We start from the raw sequence: 17,876 nt of genomic DNA, 5'->3' as shown, positions 1-17,876 counted from the left end.
CACGGTGTTATGGGGCAAACCGTTTGGAGCTCTATGTGGGGGTATGCGGGATTTGTGCCGTCCGAATCCCATCTGGAGGCGTCATGAAGGCCGTCACCTGGCACGGCAAGCGCGACGTACGGGTCGAGGAGGTCCCCGACCCGGCCATCAAGGAGCCCAACGACGCGGTGATCAGGGTGACCAGCTCCGGCATCTGCGGCTCGGACCTGCACCTGTACGAGGTGCTCGGGCCCTTCATGGCCGAGGGCGACATCCTCGGCCACGAGCCCATGGGCGTCGTCGAGGCCGTCGGGGCCGCCGTCACCGACATCAGGCCCGGCGACCGCGTCGTCATCCCGTTCAACATCTCCTGCGGCCACTGCCACATGTGCGGCCTGGAGCTGTACGCGCAGTGCGAGACCACGCAGGTGAAGGAGCAGGGCATGGGCGCCGCGCTGTTCGGCTACACCAGGCTGTACGGCCAGGTGCCCGGCGGCCAGGCCGAGTACCTGCGCGTGCCCGAGGCCCAGTTCGGGCCGATCAAGGTGCCCGAGGGCCCGCCGGACGAGCGTTTCCTGTTCCTGTCCGACGTGCTGCCGACCGCCTGGCAGGCCGTCGACCACGCCGAGATCCCGGACGGCGGCAGCGTCACCGTCTTCGGCCTCGGCCCCATCGGCCAGATGTGCGCCCGCATCGCCCGCCACCTCGGCCACCGCGTGATCGGCGTGGACGGCGTCACCGAACGCCTGGAGATGGCCCGCCGCCACGGCATCGAGGTCGTGGACGGCAGCGAGACCTCCGACGTGCCCGGGGCGATCCGCGAGCTCACCTCGGGGCGCGGCACCGACTCGGTGATCGACGCCGTCGGCATGGAGGCGCACGGCTCCCCGGCCGCCAAGATCGCCCAGACGCTCACCGGGCTGCTGCCCGACGCGGTGGCCGCGCCGCTGATGTCCCACGCGGGCGTCGACCGGCTCGCCGCGCTCAACCAGGCCATCGACACCGTCCGCCGGGGCGGCGTCATCTCCGTCATCGGCGTCTATGGCGGCATGACCGACCCGATGCCGATGCTGCGCATGTTCGACAAGGGCATCACGCTGCGGATGGGCCAGGCCCACGTGCGGCGGTGGATCAACCGGCTCATGCCGCTGGTCACCGACGACTCCGACCCGCTCGGCGTCATGGACCTCACCACCCACCGCATGCGGCTGGAGGACGCGCCGCAGGCGTACGAGATGTTCCAGAAGAAGGCGAACGGCGCGATCAAGATCCTGCTACAGCCCTGAGCAGGGGTTTCACCCTCCGGAGCGCGGGCAGCGGTGCGGGCATGAGAGTCGTGGTGGTCGGGGCTACCGGCAATGTCGGCACGAGCGTCGTACGCGCGCTCGCCGCGGATGACAGCGTGACGTCGATCGTGGGCGTGGCCCGCCGGCTGCCGGGGTGGCGCATCGACCGCACCGAGTGGCGCCAGGCCGACGTGGCCACCGGTGACCTGTCCCGCATCTTCGAGGGCGCCGACGCCGTCGTGCACCTCGCTTGGCTGTTCCAGCCCACCAGGGACCCGGCCGTGACCTGGCGGGCTAACGTGCTGGGCAGCATGCGGGTGTTCCGCGCGGTGGCCGAGGCCGGGGTGCCCGCGCTGGTCCACGCCTCCTCGGTCGGCGCGTACTCGCCGGGCCCCAAGGACCGGCCGGTGGACGAGAGCTGGCCCACGCACGGCTGGCCGGGCGCCGCGTACGGCCGGGAGAAGGCGTACGTCGAGCGGGTGCTCGACGTCTTCGAGCACGACCACCCGGCGATCCGCGTGGTGCGGATGCGGCCGGGGTTCATCTTCCAGCGGGCGGCGGCCACCGAGCAGCGCCGCCTGTTCGCCGGGCCGTTCCTGCCGCGCCGGCTGATCCGGCCCGGCCGCATCCCGTTCGTGCCCGACGTGCCCGGACTGCGGCTTCAGGTGCTGCACGCCGACGACGCGGCCGAGGCGTACCGGCTGGCGGTGACCAGGACGGTGTCAGGAGCCTTCAACCTGGCCGCCGAACCCGTGCTCGACCCCGCCGACCTGGCCAAACTCCTCGGCACGCGGACGATGCCGGTCACGCCCTGGCTGGCCAGGACACTGATGTCGGCCGGCTGGCACCTGCGGCTGGTGCCCGCCTCGCCCGGACTGCTCGAACTGGCCCTGCGCATCCCCGTCATGAAGACCGACAAGGCCAGGGAGGTCCTGGGCTGGCGCCCACGGCACTCCTCCTGGGACGCCATGCGCGAGCTGCTGGACGGCCTGCACGACGGCGCCGGCATGGAGACCCCGCCGCTCGCCCCCGACGGCGGCCCGCTGGGCCGGGTCAAGGAGCTGGCCACGGGGGTCGGCGCCCACCCCTGATCCGGAGGTGTAATACCGCCCGGCCGGGGAAGGGGACGGTTCTCTACGCAAGGTCCAGAGGCGTGGCCTGCGTGTCGTGACGACACGAAGGAGCGCCATGGCCCTTCTCCTGACCCAGGTCTTCACCCTCCACGACCTCACCAAGCTGCGCCGCGCGGTCGCCGAGCAGGCGGAGAGCTGCGGGCTGCGCGACGGCCGGCTCGACGACTTCGTGCTCGCCGTGCACGAGAGCGTGGTCAACGCCGTGGAGCACGCGGGCGGGCGCGGGCATCTGACGTTGTGGACGGTCGACGGCGTCATCCGCTCGGAGACGACGGACCAGGGGACGGGCATCCCGCAGGCGTACCTCGACGGCGCCGTCCGGCCGTCCAGCCTCTCCTACACCGGCCGCGGCATCTACCTGATCCAGCGGTTGTGCGACGTCGTGGACTTCCGCACCGGCCCGGAGGGCACCACGGTCCGGCTCACCATGCGCCTGCCGCACCCGTCCGTCCCCCCGAGCTCCATGAAGCGGATCCGGGTCAGCGGCGGCGGCGGGTCGTCCGGGCACTTCCAGGTCTGAGCGCGGGCGCCCGACCGCCATGCCACGGCCCCCGGGTAGGCTCGGCAGGAGACGGAAGGGGCCACTACGTGAGCGGCGGAAACAATCCCCCCGAGATCATCTCCCCGGTCCGCCGCATCGGGCGGCGGGAGTTCGATTTCGAACGCCAGATCGCCATCATGGCCATCGTCAACAGGACCCCCAACTCCTTCCACGACCAGGGGCGCACGTACGAGCTCGACCGCGCGGTCGCGGCCTGCGTGCGGGCCGTCGAGGCGGGCGCCGACTGGGTGGACATCGGCGGGTTCGCCTTCAGCGCCGCCCAGGCCGCGATCGGCGTCGAGGAGGAGATCGAGCGGGTGGTCCCGGTGATCGCCGAGGTCAGGGCCGCCACCGACGCCGTCATCTCGGTCGACACGCACCGCCCCGAGGTGGCCAGGGCGGCCGTCGAGGCCGGCGCCGACGTCATCAACGACACCAACGGCCTGCGCGAGCCCGGCCTGGCCGAGGTCGCGGCCGAGACCGGCGCCAGCGTGGTCGTCACCCACAGCCTCGGCGGCCCCGGCCGGCGGGTCTTCCGCCCGAGCTACGACGACGTCGTCGCCGAGGTCGCCGGTTTCCTGCGCGAGCGGGTCTCCTTCGCGCTCAAGGCCGGCATCGCCCCCGACCGGATCATCATCGACCCGGGCCACGACCTGAACAAGAACACCTTCCACTCCCTGGAGCTGACCCGGCGGCTGGAGGAGATCACCGCGATCGGCTACCCGACCCTGGTCGCGCTGTCGAACAAGGACTTCATCGGCGAGACCATCGACCGCCCGCAGGGGGAGCGCAAGGAGGGGACGATCGCCGCGAACGTCGTCTCCATCCTCAAGGGCGCCCGGATCCTGCGGGTGCACGACGTGGCCGCGACGGTCGCGTCCGTGCGCATGACCGAGGCCGTGCTCGGCTGGCGCGGGCCGGTCGCGCCGAGCCACAACCTGGCGTGAGAGGAGCCGCGTCCGTGACCGACCGCAAGCCGGTGGGCATGCCGTTCGAGAGCTGGATCGACCGTCAGATCCGCGAGGCGGCCGAGCGTGGGGAGTTCGACGACCTGCCGGGCGCGGGCAAGCCGCTGCCCGGCCTCGACCGGCGGCACGACGAGATGTGGTGGATCAAGCAGAAGCTGGAGAGCGAGGGGCTGTCCATGCCGCTGCCCCCGACGCTGGCGCTGCGCAAGGAGGCCGAGGAGGCGCTGCGGCAGGCCTGCGGGGCCCGGTCCGAGACCGAGGTGCGGCAGATCCTCGAAGAGGTCAACGACAAGATCCGCGAGGCGATCAGGAAGGGCCTGCCGGGGCCGCCGCTCAACCTGATGCCCTTCGACGTCGATCATGTCGTGTCGGAGTGGCGCGAGAGCCGCTGAGTCGCACACCGGCAGATACGGAAGGGGCCCGGGTTCCGGCCCGGGCCCCTTCGCCGGACGAGGGGCCCGGGTCAGGCGGGCCCCTCGGTCGGCGGCCGGGGGCCCCGGAGCCCCCGGCCGGCTCGGTGAGTCAGCTGACCGGCGGGTAGGCGTTCCTGACCAGCTCCTGGAACTGGGCGGAGAACCACTGGCCGGACAGCGGGGCGCCGCCGAGGGCGCCCGACATGTTGTTGCCGTTGAGGTTGTTGCCGGTGTAGGTCGGGTCGCACATCCGGTCGAACTTCTTGCCCTCGTCGTTCGGGATGTCGGTGCTGGCGCCGTCGGACTCGCCCGGCGGCTTGATCCAGACGTAGGCGTCGAAACCGGCCTCGGGGCTGGCCGTCGGCCGGGCGCCGAGGCCCGCGCCGCTCTGGTTGCACCAGTTGCCGGCGTGGATGCGGCGGTCGACGCGTGACTGGTTGACGAAGGTGTTCACGTCCGTCGAGGTGCTCGCGCCGCCCGGACGGGCGGTGCCGCCCCAGCCGTTGCGCGAGGTGTCGACCAGCATGCCGAGCCCCGGCTTGAAGCCCTTGTTGACCAGCGCGGTGCGCAGAGCCGTGGCGAAGGTGGACTCGTCCACGTAGTAGTTCCAGTCGACCCACTTGGACTGGCGGACGGTCTGGCCGTTCACCATGGTGTTGATCGTGAAGTACGGCTCCTTGGTGGCGGAGTAGTTGGCGGTGTTGACGATGAAGCCGTCCACGCTGTCCACGCCGGCCGTGGTGCCCGCGGCCATGTTGTAGAAGAGGTTCACGGCGGGGGTGAAGTTCGAGTCCCAGCCGAGCCAGGCGTGGTGGGCGGCGTCCACGTAGGTGTAGACGTTGGTGATGGCGTGCAGCTTGTTGAGCGCGTACCGGACGCCGTCGACGTAGCCGCCGGGCCCGTTGGCCTCGGCGCACTTCGGGAAGTTGTTGATGTTGGTGATCAGGTTGGGCAGCGAGTCGGGCTCGATGATCGTGACGATGCGCAGGTTGGCGTACTTGGGGTCGCGCAGGATGTTCGCGATCACGTCGATGTACTCGGCCTTGTAGCGGTTGAAGCCGTTCTCGGCGATCAGCAGCTCGCCGTTGGAGGCCAGCGCCGAGCAGTCGCGGTTGGGCAGGTCGTAGATGACGAACTGCACGGTCAGCGGGGCCGAGCCGTTGAGCGCGTCCTGGGCGACGGCCTCGTCCAGGTGGGCCTGGAGGCCCATGGCGGAGGAGGAGCCGGCGATGGCCGCGATGCGGTCCATCCACACGGCGGTGGAGGTGTTGGCGACGGCGCTGCCGCCGGGCTCGGCCGCGGCCTTGGCCTTCCACTGCGGGTTCACGTAGCCGGTGGCGCCGGCGTACGGGTTCTCGACGTGGCCGGTGGGCGGCTGGCCGTCGTCGTCGGCCTCGGTGGCGGTGACCGTCTTGCCGGTCAGGCCGGTGGCGGCGACCGTGAAGGGACGGGTGCCGTTGGTCGTGTCGGCGTCCTGGGCGGCGGCCAGGGTCACCGTCTGGGCGGTGTTCCAGTTGGCCGTCGTGAAGGTGAGGCTGCCGCCGCCGGAGACGGTCAGGTCGGCGTCCCCGCTGCCCGCCGTCGAGGTGACGGTCACGTTCGCGGACGGCTGCGCGGCCAGCTTGACCGTGTACGCCGCCGTCCCGCCCTCGGGCACGGTCACCGACGTGGGCGTCACGAGCAGCGCCTGCTCCACGACCGCGTCGTCGTCCACCTCGGTGGCGTTGACGGTGGCCGAGGTGACGCCGGTGCCGCCGACGGAGAAGGCCGCCGTGCCCGCGGTGGTGTCGGCGTCCTGGGCGGCGGCCAGGGTGACCGTCTGGGCGGTGTTCCAGTTGGCGGGGGTGAAGGTGAGCGAGCCGCCCGCGCTGACGCTCAGGTCGCTGTCACCGCTGGTCCGCTGGGTGGTGACGGTGACGTTCGAGGAGGGGGCGGCGGACAGCTTGGCGGTGAAGGTGGCGGTGCCGCCCTCGTTGACCGCCACCGAGCTGGCGGAGGTGACCACCGAAGGGGTGGTGGGGGTGACGCCGCCGCAGGTCACGCCGTTCACCGTGAAGGAGGTGGGCGGGTTGTTGCTGCCCGTCCAGGTGCCGTTGAAGCCCATGGTGGTGGAGGCGCCGGTGGCCAGGCTGCCGTTGTAGGGCATGTTCGTCGCGGTGACGTGCGTGCCCGACTGCGTCCAGTTGGCGCTCCAGCCGGTCGGGGTGTACTTCTGGCCGGTGCCGGGGAAGTCGAAGCCCAGCGTCCACGAGGTGATCGGGTCGCCGGTGTTCTTCAACGTGATGTTCGCGGTGAAACCGCCCTGACCGGGACTGCTCGTCCACGAGTTGGCGGAGTAGGTCACGTCGCAGTTCACCGCGGCGCTGGCGGCCGTGGTCTGGCCGACGACGAGCCCGAGGGCCGCGACGCTCGCGGCGGTCATGGTCACGGCCCATCGGCGTGGGCCGCTGTGGAGTCTCACTAGCGATCATCTCCAGAACGTCAGTTGGCTGGGAGCGCTCCCATAGTGAGACGCCCTCCCGGCCCTGTAAATGAGGACGGCCGTGCGGCGGGCGTTCCCGGGCCGCATGCTCGCCGAATGCCCCGGAAGCTGGATGAAACTTTCATCATCGGCAGCCTGGTGAGAGGAAACGCGGGGGGCGGTGGGCGGGCGATCCGTTGACATACGCCGCGGGTCACCCACAATCCCTCTTGGGAGCGCTCCCACACCTCCTACTCCCATGGAGATCCCTTGAAACACAGACCTCCTTCCCGCCTTGCCCGCCTGTCGAGGCGGCTCGCCGGAGCCGCGACGCTCGTCCTCGCGGCGGGCACGACCACGACCCTCGCGGCGCTGCCCGCGCACGCGGCCGTCGCCTGCGACGTCACGTACGCCGCCAACCAGTGGACGAGCGGCCCCGGCCAGGGCGGGTTCACCGCCAACCTGACCCTGAAGAACACCGGCGACCCGATCACCTCGTGGACGCTCGGCTTCGACTTCCCGACCGCGGGCCAGAAGTACACGCCCACCGGCTGGAGCGCCAACTGGACGCAGTCGGGCACCCACGTCACCGCGACCAACATGCCGTGGAACGGCAGCCTGGCCACCGGCGCCTCGACGACGCTCGGCTTCAACGGCATCTGGACGGGCAGCAACCCGAGCCCGACCGCGTTCACCGTGAACGGCGTGACCTGCGGCGACGCCAACACCCCGCCCACCGTCGCGCTGACCTCGCCCACCGCCGGCCAGACGTACACCGCTCCGGCCACCGTGGCCATCGCCGCGAACGCCGCCGACGCCGACGGCACGGTCTCCAAGGTCGACTTCTACCAGGGCTCCACGCTGCTCGGCACCGACACCTCGGCGCCGTACGGCTACACCTGGCAGAACGTGGCCGCGGGCAGCTACTCGATCACCGCGAAGGCCACCGACAACGCGGGCGCGACCACGACCTCGGCCCCCGTCGGGATCACCGTCTCGCAGAACACCGGGCCCGCCCTCGTGGTGAGCCCGACCACGATCTCGGTGCCGGAGAAGGGCACCGCGGGCTTCGGCGTGAAGCTCTCGCAGGCGCCCGCCGCGAACGTGACCGTCACCACCGCCCGCACCAGCGGCGACGCCGACCTCACCGTCGGCTCGGGCGGCTCGCTGACCTTCACGCCGGCCAACTGGAACACCGTCCAGAACGTCACCCTGGCGGCGGCGGACGACGCCGACACCACCGGCGGCACCGCCGAGTTCACGGTGAGCGCGACCGGCTACACCCCGGTCAAGGTCACCTCGAGCGAGGCGGACGACGACCTCGGTGGCGACAACGAGTACGTCAAGCGCTTCGTCGAGATGTACAACGAGCTGCACGACCCGGCCAACGGGTACTTCTCGCCCGAGGGCGTGCCGTACCACTCGGTGGAGACGTTCATGGTCGAGGCGCCCGACCACGGGCACGAGACCACGTCCGAGGCCTACAGCTACTACCTGTGGCTGGAGGCGACCTACGGGCAGGTGACCGGCGACTGGGCGAAGTTCAACAACGCGTGGGCCTCGATGGAGAAGTACATCATCCCCTCGACCGCCGACCAGCCGACGAACTCCTTCTACAACCCATCGAAGCCGGCCACGTACGCCGCCGAGTACAACGACATCAAGCAGTACCCGACGCAGATCGACTCCGGCGTCTCCGTGGGCTCCGACCCGCTGGCCAACGAGCTGAAGAGCGCGTACGGCACCGGCGACGTCTACGGCATGCACTGGCTGCTCGACGTCGACAACACCTACGGCTTCGGCCGCTGCGGCGACGGCACCACCAGGCCCGCCTACATCAACACCTACCAGCGCGGGCCGGAGGAGTCGGTCTTCGAGACGATCCCGCAGCCGTCCTGCGACACCTTCAAGCACGGCGGCCCGAACGGCTACCTGGACCTGTTCATCAAGGACAGTTCGTACGCCAAGCAGTGGAAGTACACCAACGCCCCCGACGCCGACGCCAGGGCCGTGCAGGCCGCGTACTGGGCGCAGACGTGGGCCAAGCAGCAGGGCAAGGAGTCGCAGATCTCGGCGTCGGTCGCCAAGGCCGCGAAGATGGGCGACTACCTGCGCTACGCGATGTACGACAAGTACTTCAAGAAGCCCGGCTGCACCAGCACCTCGTGCGCCCCCGGCACCGGCAAGGACGCCTCCAACTACCTGCTGTCCTGGTACTACGCCTGGGGCGGCGCGACCGACTCCAGCGCGGGCTGGGCCTGGCGCATCGGCTCCAGCCACAACCACTCCGGCTACCAGAACCCGCTCGCGGCCTGGGCGCTGGCCAACGTGGCCGAGCTGAAGCCCAAGAGCGGCACCGGCGCGTCCGACTGGAGCACCAGCCTGACCCGGCAGCTGCAGTTCTACACGTGGCTGCAGTCGGCCGAGGGCGCCATCGCGGGCGGCGCGACCAACAGCTGGGAGGGCCACTACGCCACCCCGCCGGCCGGCCTGCCGAAGTTCCACGGCATGACCTACGACTGGCAGCCCGTCTACCACGACCCGCCGTCCAACCAGTGGTTCGGGTTCCAGGCGTGGACCATGGAGCGGGTGGCCGAGCTCTACTACGCCTCGGGCAACGCCGACGCCAAGGCGCTGCTGGACAAGTGGGTCACCTGGGCGATGGCCAACACCACGATCAACGCGGACGGCACGTACCAGATGCCGTCGACGCTGAAGTGGACCGGCCAGCCCGTCGGTGACTTCAGCGCCACGAGCGGCATGCCGCCGGCCAACCCCGGCCTGCACGTGACGGTCGCCGACTACACCAACGACGTCGGCGTGGCCGGCTCGTACGCCAAGACCCTGATGTACTACGCGGCCAAGGCGAACAACGCCGCGGCCAGGACCATGGCCAAGGCGCTGCTGGACGGCGTGTGGAAGAACCGCGACGCCAAGGGCGTGTCGGTGTCGGAGACCAAGACCGACTACAAGCGGCTGAACGACCCGGTCTACGTGCCCCCGGGCTGGACCGGCAAGATGCCGAACGGCGACACGATCAACTCCAGCTCGACGTTCATGTCGATCAGGTCGTTCTACAAGAACGACCCCGACTGGCCCGAGGTGAACGCCTACCTCCAGGGCACCGGCCCCGCGCCGACGTTCAACTACCACCGCTTCTGGGCGCAGGTGGACGTGGCCGTGGCCCTGGCCGAGTACGGGCGGCTCTTCCCGTGAGAACGGCGGCGATGATCGCCGCGGCGTCGCTGGTCCTGCCCCTGCTCGCAGGGGCGGGGCCGGTGGCCCACGCGGCCGCGCCCGCCTTCGCCTACGGTGAGGCGCTGCAGAAGTCGCTGTGGTTCTACGAGGCCCAGCAGTCGGGCGACCTGCCCGCCTGGAACCGCGTCTCCTGGCGCGGCGACTCGGGCCTGAACGACGGCAAGGACGCCGGGCTGGACCTGACCGGAGGCTGGTACGACGCGGGCGACCACGTCAAGTTCGGCTTCCCGATGGCCTTCTCGGCCACGATGCTGGCCTGGGGCGGCGTGGAGTACCGCGACGCCTACGCGGGCTCCGGCCAGCTCACCCACCTGCTGAACAACCTGAGGTTCGTCAACGACTACTTCGTCAAGGCCCACCCGTCGGCCGACGTGCTGTACGGGCAGGTCGGCAACGGCGGCGCCGACCACGCCTGGTGGGGCCCGGCCGAGGCCATGCAGATGAACCGGCCCGCCTACAGGATCGACGCGTCCTGCGGCGGCTCGGACCTGGCGGGGGAGACGGCGGCGGCGATGGCGGCCTCGTCGATCGTCTTCCGTCCGACCGATCCGGGGTATGCCGACAAGCTGGTGACGCACGCCAGGCAGCTCTACTCCTTCGCCGACACGGTGAGGAAGAAGTACAGCGACTGCATCAGCGACGCCCAGGGCTACTACAACTCCTGGAGCGGCTACAACGACGAGCTGGTCTGGGGGGCGATCTGGCTCTACCGGGCCACGAACGACGCCGCCTACCTGGCCAAGGCCGAGGCCGGTTACGACAACCTGGGCAACGAGCCGCAGACCACGACGAAGTCGTACAAGTGGACGATCGCCTGGGACGACAAGTCGTACGGCGCGTACGTGCTGCTGCACAAGCTCACCGGCAAGCAGAGGTACCTGGACGACGCCGACCGCTGGCTCGACTGGTGGACGGTCGGCGTCAACGGCTCCAAGGTCAGGTACTCGCCGGGCGGCCAGGCCGTGCTGGACCGGTGGGGGTCGCTGCGGTACGCGGCCAACACCTCGTTCGTCGCGCTCGTGCACAGCGACTCGATCACCGACCCGGAGCGCAAGGCCCGCTACCACGACTTCGCGGTCCGGCAGATCGACTACGCGCTCGGCGACAACCCGCGCAACTCCTCGTACCTGATCGGGTTCGGGGCCAACCCGCCGAAGAACCCGCACCACCGTACGGCGCACGGCTCGTGGACCGACCAGATCACCAACCCGGTCGCCAGCCGCCACACCCTCTACGGCGCGCTGGTCGGCGGCCCGCCCGACCCCGACGACGTCTACGCCGACAAGCGCGACGACTACGTCATGAACGAGGTCGCGACCGACTACAACGCCGGCTTCACCAGCGCCCTGGCCCGGCTCTACAAGGAGTACGGGGGAGCGCCCGCGGCGAACTTCCCGCCCGCCGAGACCCCGGACGGCCCGGAGATCTTCGTCGAGGCCGGTGTGAACGCCTCCGGCACGAACTTCACCGAGATCAAGGCCATCGTGCGCAACCAGTCGGCCTGGCCCGCCAGGGTCCTGTCGGACGGCTCGTTCCGCTACTACTTCACCCTCGACGGCTCGACGACCGCCTCGCAGATCAGCGTGTCGTCGGCCTACACGCAGTGCAAGGCCCCCACGCTCGGCTCGGCCGGCGGGAGCGTGCTCTACGTGGACATCGACTGCTCAGGACAGGCCATCGCCCCGGCCGGGCAGTCGCAGCACCGCAGGGAGGTGCAGTTCAGGATCACCAGCGCGGGCACCTGGAACCCGGCCGATGACTGGTCGTACCAGGGCATCCCGGCCACGCCGGGCGCGACGCCGGTGCGGACGAAGAACATCACCCTCCACAGCGGCGCCACCAAGATCTGGGGTGAGCCCCCGGGGCCGGAGGAGCAGGACACGACAGCGCCCGGCAAGCCGGGCAGGCCCGCGGTCTCCGGGATCACGGGCACGGCGGCGAAGCTGAGCTGGACGGCCTCCACGGACAACGTGGGAGTGACCGGTTACGACGTCTACCTGGGGTCCACCAAGGCAGGCACGGCCACCGGCACCTCCTTCGACCTGAGCGGGCTCACCCCTGCCACGGCCTACGCCGCCCACGTGGTGGCCAGGGACGCGGCGGGCAACACCTCGGCGGCCTCGGACGAGACGACGTTCACCACCACCGGCACCGTGGACAGGACACCGCCCACCAAGCCCGGCAAACCCTCCGTCTCCGGCATCACCGGCTCGGGCGCGAAGGTGAGCTGGGCGGCCTCGACGGACGACGTCGGGGTGACCGGTTACGACGTCTACCTCGGGTCCGCCAAGGCGGGCAGCGCCACCGGCACGTCGTACGACCTGAGCGGGCTCAGCCCCGCGACGGCGTACACCGTCTCGGTGGTGGCCAGGGACGCGGCGGGCAACAGCTCGGCGGCCTCCGACGGCACGGCGTTCACCACCGCGAACACGCCGACCGGCGGCTGCGCGGCCACGTTCAAGGTCACCAACTCCTGGGGCGGCGCCTACCAGGCCGAGGTGACCGTCAAGAACGCCGGCTCCGCGGCCATCACGGGCTGGACGGCCGCCTGGACGTCCGCGAACCAGATCACCCAGCTCTGGGGCGGCAGGCTCACCCAGACCGGCTCGTCCGTGTCGGTCAGGAACGAGGCGTGGAACGGCGGGCTCGCCGCCGGCGCCACGACCACGTTCGGCTTCATCGCCAACGGCACCCCGTCCACCCCCGACCTCACCTGCACCCCCGCCTGAGCCGAGCCCCCGCCCCCGCCGCGACGACGGCGGGGGCGGGGGTTCCCCGGCCCAGTGAAAGGCAGCCCATGCGATCACTGTTCACCGCGCCGGCCCTCGCCGACGCGCTGGTGGCCGCCTCGTTGATCCTGCCGGGCACCGCGGCGCAGGCCGCCACCGGCATCCACGTGAGCGGCACGAAGATCCTGGAGGGCAACGGCCAGGAGTTCGTGATGCGCGGCACCAGCCACGCCCACACCTGGTACCCGGCCCGGACCAAGGCGTTCGCCGACATCAAGTCGCTGAAGGCCAACACCGTGCGCGTCGTGCTCAGCGGCGGCCGGTGGAGCGCCAACTCCGCCTCCGACGTGGCCGGCGTGGTCTCCCTGTGCAAGCAGAACAAGCTCATCTGCGTGCTGGAGGACCACGACACCACCGGGTACGGCGAGCAGAGCGGCGCGTACACGCTCGACCAGGCCGCCGACTACTGGATCAGCGTCAAGAGCGCCCTGGCCGGACAGGAGGACTACGTCGTCGTCAACATCGGCAACGAGCCGATCGGCAACAACGCCACCACGCCCGGCTGGGCCGAGGCCACCAAGGCCGCGATCGCCAAGCTGCGCGCCAACGGCATCCACCACGCGCTGATGGTGGACGCCCCCGCCTGGGGCCAGGACTGGCAGAACGTCATGCGGGACAACGCCGCCTCCGTCTTCGCCGCCGACCCCGACAAGAACACGATCTTCTCGGTGCACATGTACGGCGTCTACGACACCGTCGCCGAGATCACGTCGTACCTGGACGCGTTCCGGACGGCCGGGCTGCCGCTGGTCATCGGCGAGTTCGGGTTCAACCACTCCGACGGCGACCCCGACGAGGACACGATCATGGCCCAGGCCGTGAGCCGCGGCCTCGGCTACCTCGGCTGGTCGTGGAGCGGCAACGGCGGCGGCGTCGAGTACCTCGACCAGGTCACCGGCTTCGACGTCACCCGGCTCACCTCGTGGGGGCAGCGGCTGTTCAACGGCGCCAACGGCATCGCCGCGACGGCCAGGCCGGCCTCCGTCTACGGCGGCACCACCGACCCGACCCCGCCGAGCGCTCCCGGCACCCCGGCGGCCTCGAACGTCACCTCGTCCGGCGCCACCCTGACCTGGCCGGCCGCCACCGACGACGTGGGCGTGACCGGGTACGACGTCTACACCTCGGCCGGCGTCCCGCTCGGGACGACGGCCACCACCTCGATCACCCTGACCGGCCTGTCGCCCTCGACCGCCTACCAGGTGCACGTCAAGGCCAGGGACGCCGCGGGCAACCAGTCGGCCGCCTCGCCCACGGCCTCCTTCACCACCCTGGCCGGCGGCGGCGACGGCGGCTGCACGGTCGTGGGGACCGTCCAGAGCCAGTGGGGCAACGGGTACGTCCTGCAGCCCGTCACGGTGACCAACACCGGCACGACCGCCAGGAACGGCTGGACGGTGACGTTCACGCTGCCCGCGGGCCACACCGTGACCGGCTTCTGGAACGCCGCGGTGACGGTCAGCGGGCGGACCGTGACCGCGCGGAACCTGAGCTACAACGGCACGCTCGCGCCCGGCGCCGCCACCGCTTTCGGGGTCCAGGCCGGCCGTCCGAACGGCGACACGTCCGTTCCGTCCGGCTACACCTGCGCCGGCTAGAGAAGGAGGAGGTGAGGCCGATCAACTGATCCTGCCCGCGACACCATCCCGCCCGGATGGGACGGACGCGGCCGGCGAACCCCCAGCCGGCCGCGTCCGTTTGCGCCGCCCACCGGCCGTCCCGGCGCGGCCCCATCGGCTGTCCCCGCGCGCGGTCCCCGTCGGCTGTCCCCGTCGGCTGTCCCCGGTCCGTCGTGGTCGCTGCCCGCCCATCCCGGTCGTCAGCGTGGGTTCTGGGCGTGGGAGAAACGTTCGCGGGCCGCGTCGATGGCCGCCTCGTCCGAGAAGTCGGCGAACGCCTCGTCGTGGTAGCGGGCGGGGATCAGCGCCCGGACCCGCTCCGGATATCCGGGCCCGGCGGCAGGCACCTTCACCTGCGGCGGCACGCCCAGCCGGACGGCGATGGGCCCCGAGGCTCGGACGGACATCGCCCAGTCGCGGCTCTCGCCGACGATCGCGCACAGGTGCCGGGCGTAGACCCAGCGCACCTCGGCCAGGCCGGCGGCGTCGGGTGGGTCCGTGCCGAACGGCTCCACCGCGCACACCACCCGCGACCCGAACCCGTGCCCGTGGTCGTGGTGCTCCTCGGGCGTGGCCCGTTCGAGGATCAACGTCACCTGGGCGGCGAGCTCCTGGTCGAGCCGCGCCGACTCCTGGTGGGCGGCGAACAGCGTCGCCCCGGCCAGCGCCAGGCCGGCCAGGGCGACGCCTGCCGCGATCTTCCCGCGACGTGTTCCGGTCACGGGCTCGTGCAGGTCAGCGCGGGTGCGGGGCTCGGGATCGAGCCGGTGGCGTTGAAGCCGAACGTGGTGGACGCGTTCGGCGCGAGCTGACCGTTGTAGGAGGCGTTCCTGACGGAGACGTTCGGCGGCTGGGCGGACAGCACGCCGTTCCAGGGTGCGCCGTCGAAGCCCTGGCCTCCGGAGTACGTCCACTTGACCGTCCAGCCGTTCAGCGACGCCGTGCCGGTGTTCTTCACCGTCACCTCGCCCTGGAAGTGACCGGCCCAGCCGGTGTCGGTGGCCTTCCAGGTGGCGGTGCAGCCACCGGGGGGCGGGGTGACCGTCGGGGTGGACGTGGGCGTGCCCGAAGGCGTGCCGCCGGGGCCGACGCCGGTGACCTGGCCGTTGCCGCCGTCGAAGACGACGTCGGAGCAGCTGTAGAAGTTCTCGTTGCTGTCGGAGCGGATCCAGTGGGTGTAGATGATGTGCCGCCCGGTCTTGCCGGAGGGGAGCTGGGCGTTCCAGTAGTAGTAGTTGAGCCCGCCGGGGCCGCCGCTGGCGGGCGGGTTGGTGACGCTGCCGAACGACTCCAGGTCCGACCACTTGAGCGGACCGTCGGGGTTCCAGCCGTTCTTGGTGACGTAGTAGACGAACGTGCCGGGGTGCTGGGCCCAGTTGCTGTGCCGCATCTGGATGCTCGCGCCCGCTGTCAGGTGGGTCTGCGGCCAGTCGGAGCGTACGGCGTTGTAGGCGGTGAAGTCGTAGGGGCCGCCGGTGCCGCCGCTGCAAAGCTGGCCGTCGGGGATGAAGCCGCTGGTACGCCCGGCGCCGTCGGAGCGCAGCACGGCGAACCAGTTGTACAGCGGGGTCGCGCCGCTCTGGGCGACGGCCGCCGCGCAGGCCGGGTTGTAGGACTGGATCTGGCCGTTCTCGCGCAGGCCGTCCTGCCAGCACAGGAACGTTCTGGCGCCGGGGAACATGGACACGCCGTGGGCCTGCGCCTGCGGCGGCGCGATCAGGACGGTGGCCAGCAGGACCAGGGCGGCGGTGAGCGCCGCCGTTCGAAAGTGTTTCATGGGGATTCCTTCGCGCAGGGGAACACAGGAATCTGCCCACGATCAGCCCGCCCGGCCAGCGCATTGAACCATGGGGGGCGCCGTCCCGACAACGCGGTGTGAAACTTTCAGCCGATCTTGGTCACGGTTGCCCTGGTGGCCCGGCACCGGGCCGGCGGGCGCGGGACCGGCCGCTTGCCGTACGAGGGGCGACGCCGGGAGGCTGGATGATGGGAGCGCTCCCAGCACCTCCCTCGACCAGAGAAGCGGGAGCAACATGCCATGAGGCGCGTGCAGATCATCATCCTGGCCGTCGCGGCGTTACTCGGCGCCGGCCTGTTCGCGGCACCGGCGCAGGCCGCCCCGGTGCTGTGCGAGAAGTGGGGCTCGACCACCGTCCAGAACGGCCGCTACATCGTCATGAACAACGTCTGGGGCGCCGACACCGCGCAGTGCGTCGACGTCAACAGCAACGGCGGCTTCACCGTCACCCGGTCCGACCACGACAAGGCCACGAACGGCGCCCCCGCCGCCTACCCGGCCGTCTACGCCGGCTGCCACTACGCCGCCTGCACCACCGGCAGCGGCCTGCCCGCGCAGGCGAACTCGCCCGGCTTCGGCGCGCTGAGGTCCACGGTCGCCATGACCTACCCCGCCGCCGGAACCTGGGACGCCGCCTACGACATCTGGTTCGACCCCACCCCGCGCACCGACGGCCAGAACACCGGCGCGGAGGTGATGATCTGGCTCAACAAGCGCGGCCCGATCCAGCCGGTCGGCTCCCAGGTCGGCACGGCGACCCTGGCCGGCGGCACCTGGCAGGTCTGGTACGGCAACATCGGCTGGAACGTCGTCTCCTACGTGCGCACCTCGGCGACCTCCTCGCTCGACTTCGCCGTCGACACCTTCTACTCCGACGCCGTCGGCCGCGGTTACGCCCAGCGGTCGTGGTACCTGACCAGCGTCCAGGCCGGGTTCGAGCCCTGGGTGGGCGGCGCGGGGCTGGCCGTGGACTCCTTCTCCTTCGGCTCGGGCGGCGGCACGACCGACCGGACGCCGCCGACCACGCCGGGCACACCGGCCGCCGCCGGCACGACCGCCACCGCCACCACGCTCACCTGGGGCGCCTCCACCGACACCGGCGGCAGCGGCCTCGCCGGCTACGACATCCTGCGCGCCACCGGCGACACCTTCACCCCGGTCGGCACCAGCGCCACGACCTCCTACACCGACACCGGCCTGACCCCCGCCACGACCTACCGCTACCGCGTCAGGGCCCGCGACGGCGCCGGCAACCTCTCACCCGAGTCCGCGGCCGTCACGGTCACCACCCAGAGCGGCGGCGGAGGCGGCGGCTGCGCCGTGACCGCGACCACCCAGAACGCCTGGAGCAACGGCTACGTCATCCAGCCGGTCACCGTCACCAACCGCGGCACCGCCACCCTCAACGGCTGGACCGTCACCTTCACGCTCCCGCAGGGCCACACGATCACCGGCTCGTGGGGCGCGAACGTCTCCGTCACCGGCGGCACCGTGACCGTGCGGAACCTCCCCTACAACGGCACCCTGGCCCCGAACGCGAGCACGACGTTCGGCTTCCAGGCCGGCCGGCCCGACGGCGACACGCGGGTGCCCTCGGGGTACGCCTGCGCCTGACCCGGCGGTCGTGAGGG

12 protein-coding genes are annotated in these 17,876 nt (G+C 71.2%); 9 read left to right on the top strand and 3 right to left on the bottom strand.

Annotated elements, in window-relative coordinates; translation table 11 throughout:
- Window positions 1-83 precede the first annotated feature (83 nt).
- The 5 genes from ABZ459_RS26225 to ABZ459_RS26205 all read left to right on the top strand — a co-directional run bounded on the left by ABZ459_RS26225 (window position 84) and on the right by ABZ459_RS26205 (window position 4,299).
- Window positions 84-1,265, top strand: coding sequence for a zinc-dependent alcohol dehydrogenase (locus tag ABZ459_RS26225; RefSeq protein ID WP_357975169.1), 1,182 nt, complete (start codon window positions 84-86; stop codon window positions 1,263-1,265).
- A gap of 41 nt (window positions 1,266-1,306) precedes the next feature.
- Window positions 1,307-2,356: an NAD-dependent epimerase/dehydratase family protein gene (locus tag ABZ459_RS26220; RefSeq protein WP_357975166.1), complete on the top strand. Its 1,050-nt coding sequence runs from the start codon at window positions 1,307-1,309 to the stop codon at window positions 2,354-2,356.
- Between the two features lie 97 nt (window positions 2,357-2,453).
- A complete protein-coding gene (locus tag ABZ459_RS26215) occupies window positions 2,454-2,918 on the top strand; it encodes an ATP-binding protein (protein WP_357975162.1) in 465 nt (154 codons plus the stop codon).
- A 68-nt stretch (window positions 2,919-2,986) separates the two neighbouring features.
- Window positions 2,987-3,886: a dihydropteroate synthase gene (gene folP / locus ABZ459_RS26210; RefSeq protein ID WP_357975159.1), complete on the top strand. Its 900-nt coding sequence runs from the start codon at window positions 2,987-2,989 to the stop codon at window positions 3,884-3,886.
- Window positions 3,887-3,900: 14 nt separating this feature from the next.
- Window positions 3,901-4,299, top strand: coding sequence for a DUF1992 domain-containing protein (locus ABZ459_RS26205; protein ID WP_357975156.1), 399 nt, complete (start codon window positions 3,901-3,903; stop codon window positions 4,297-4,299).
- A gap of 130 nt (window positions 4,300-4,429) precedes the next feature.
- Here ABZ459_RS26205 and ABZ459_RS26200 read toward each other — a convergent pair whose 3' ends face one another.
- The gene (locus ABZ459_RS26200) at window positions 4,430-6,742 is read right to left on the bottom strand and encodes a glycoside hydrolase family 6 protein (protein ID WP_357975153.1); all 2,313 of its coding nucleotides are present in this window, start codon (window positions 6,740-6,742) and stop codon (window positions 4,430-4,432) included.
- A gap of 309 nt (window positions 6,743-7,051) precedes the next feature.
- Here ABZ459_RS26200 and ABZ459_RS26195 point away from each other — a divergent pair, with 309 nt between their 5' ends.
- The 3 genes from ABZ459_RS26195 to ABZ459_RS26185 all read left to right on the top strand — a co-directional run bounded on the left by ABZ459_RS26195 (window position 7,052) and on the right by ABZ459_RS26185 (window position 14,426).
- Window positions 7,052-9,997, top strand: a complete 2,946-nt coding sequence (locus ABZ459_RS26195; protein ID WP_357975150.1) for a glycoside hydrolase family 48 protein — start codon at window positions 7,052-7,054, stop codon at window positions 9,995-9,997.
- 11 nt (window positions 9,998-10,008) lie between these two features.
- Window positions 10,009-12,768, top strand: a complete 2,760-nt coding sequence (locus ABZ459_RS26190) for a glycoside hydrolase family 9 protein (protein WP_357975147.1) — start codon at window positions 10,009-10,011, stop codon at window positions 12,766-12,768.
- A 68-nt stretch (window positions 12,769-12,836) separates the two neighbouring features.
- On the top strand, window positions 12,837-14,426 hold the full coding sequence (locus ABZ459_RS26185) for a cellulase family glycosylhydrolase (RefSeq protein ID WP_357975144.1): 1,590 nt from the start codon (window positions 12,837-12,839) through the stop codon (window positions 14,424-14,426).
- A gap of 221 nt (window positions 14,427-14,647) precedes the next feature.
- Here the strand turns inward: ABZ459_RS26185 and ABZ459_RS26180 are convergent, their stop codons facing one another.
- Together ABZ459_RS26180 and ABZ459_RS26175 are read right to left on the bottom strand one after the other, a co-directional pair.
- Window positions 14,648-15,169 carry a hypothetical protein gene (locus ABZ459_RS26180; RefSeq protein ID WP_357975141.1) on the bottom strand — a complete coding sequence of 174 codons (522 nt, stop codon included), beginning with the start codon at window positions 15,167-15,169 and terminating at the stop codon, window positions 14,648-14,650.
- Window positions 15,166-16,224 (bottom strand): lytic polysaccharide monooxygenase, encoded by a 1,059-nt coding sequence (locus ABZ459_RS26175; RefSeq protein WP_357975138.1) that lies wholly within the window; start codon window positions 16,222-16,224, stop codon window positions 15,166-15,168. The genes ABZ459_RS26180 and ABZ459_RS26175 overlap by 4 nt, the downstream gene beginning before the upstream one ends.
- A 270-nt stretch (window positions 16,225-16,494) precedes the next feature.
- Between ABZ459_RS26175 and ABZ459_RS26170 the strand changes: the two genes are divergently transcribed.
- A complete protein-coding gene (locus ABZ459_RS26170; RefSeq protein ID WP_357975136.1) occupies window positions 16,495-17,859 on the top strand; it encodes a cellulose binding domain-containing protein in 1,365 nt (454 codons plus the stop codon).
- Window positions 17,860-17,876: the final 17 nt, after the last annotated feature.

It is taken from the genome of Nonomuraea sp. NPDC005692 (assembly GCF_040631115.1).
GTDB lineage: Bacteria > Actinomycetota > Actinomycetes > Streptosporangiales > Streptosporangiaceae > Nonomuraea.
The sequence above is the reverse complement of the archived record's forward strand: the minus strand, read 5'-3'. Positions and strand labels throughout refer to the sequence as shown.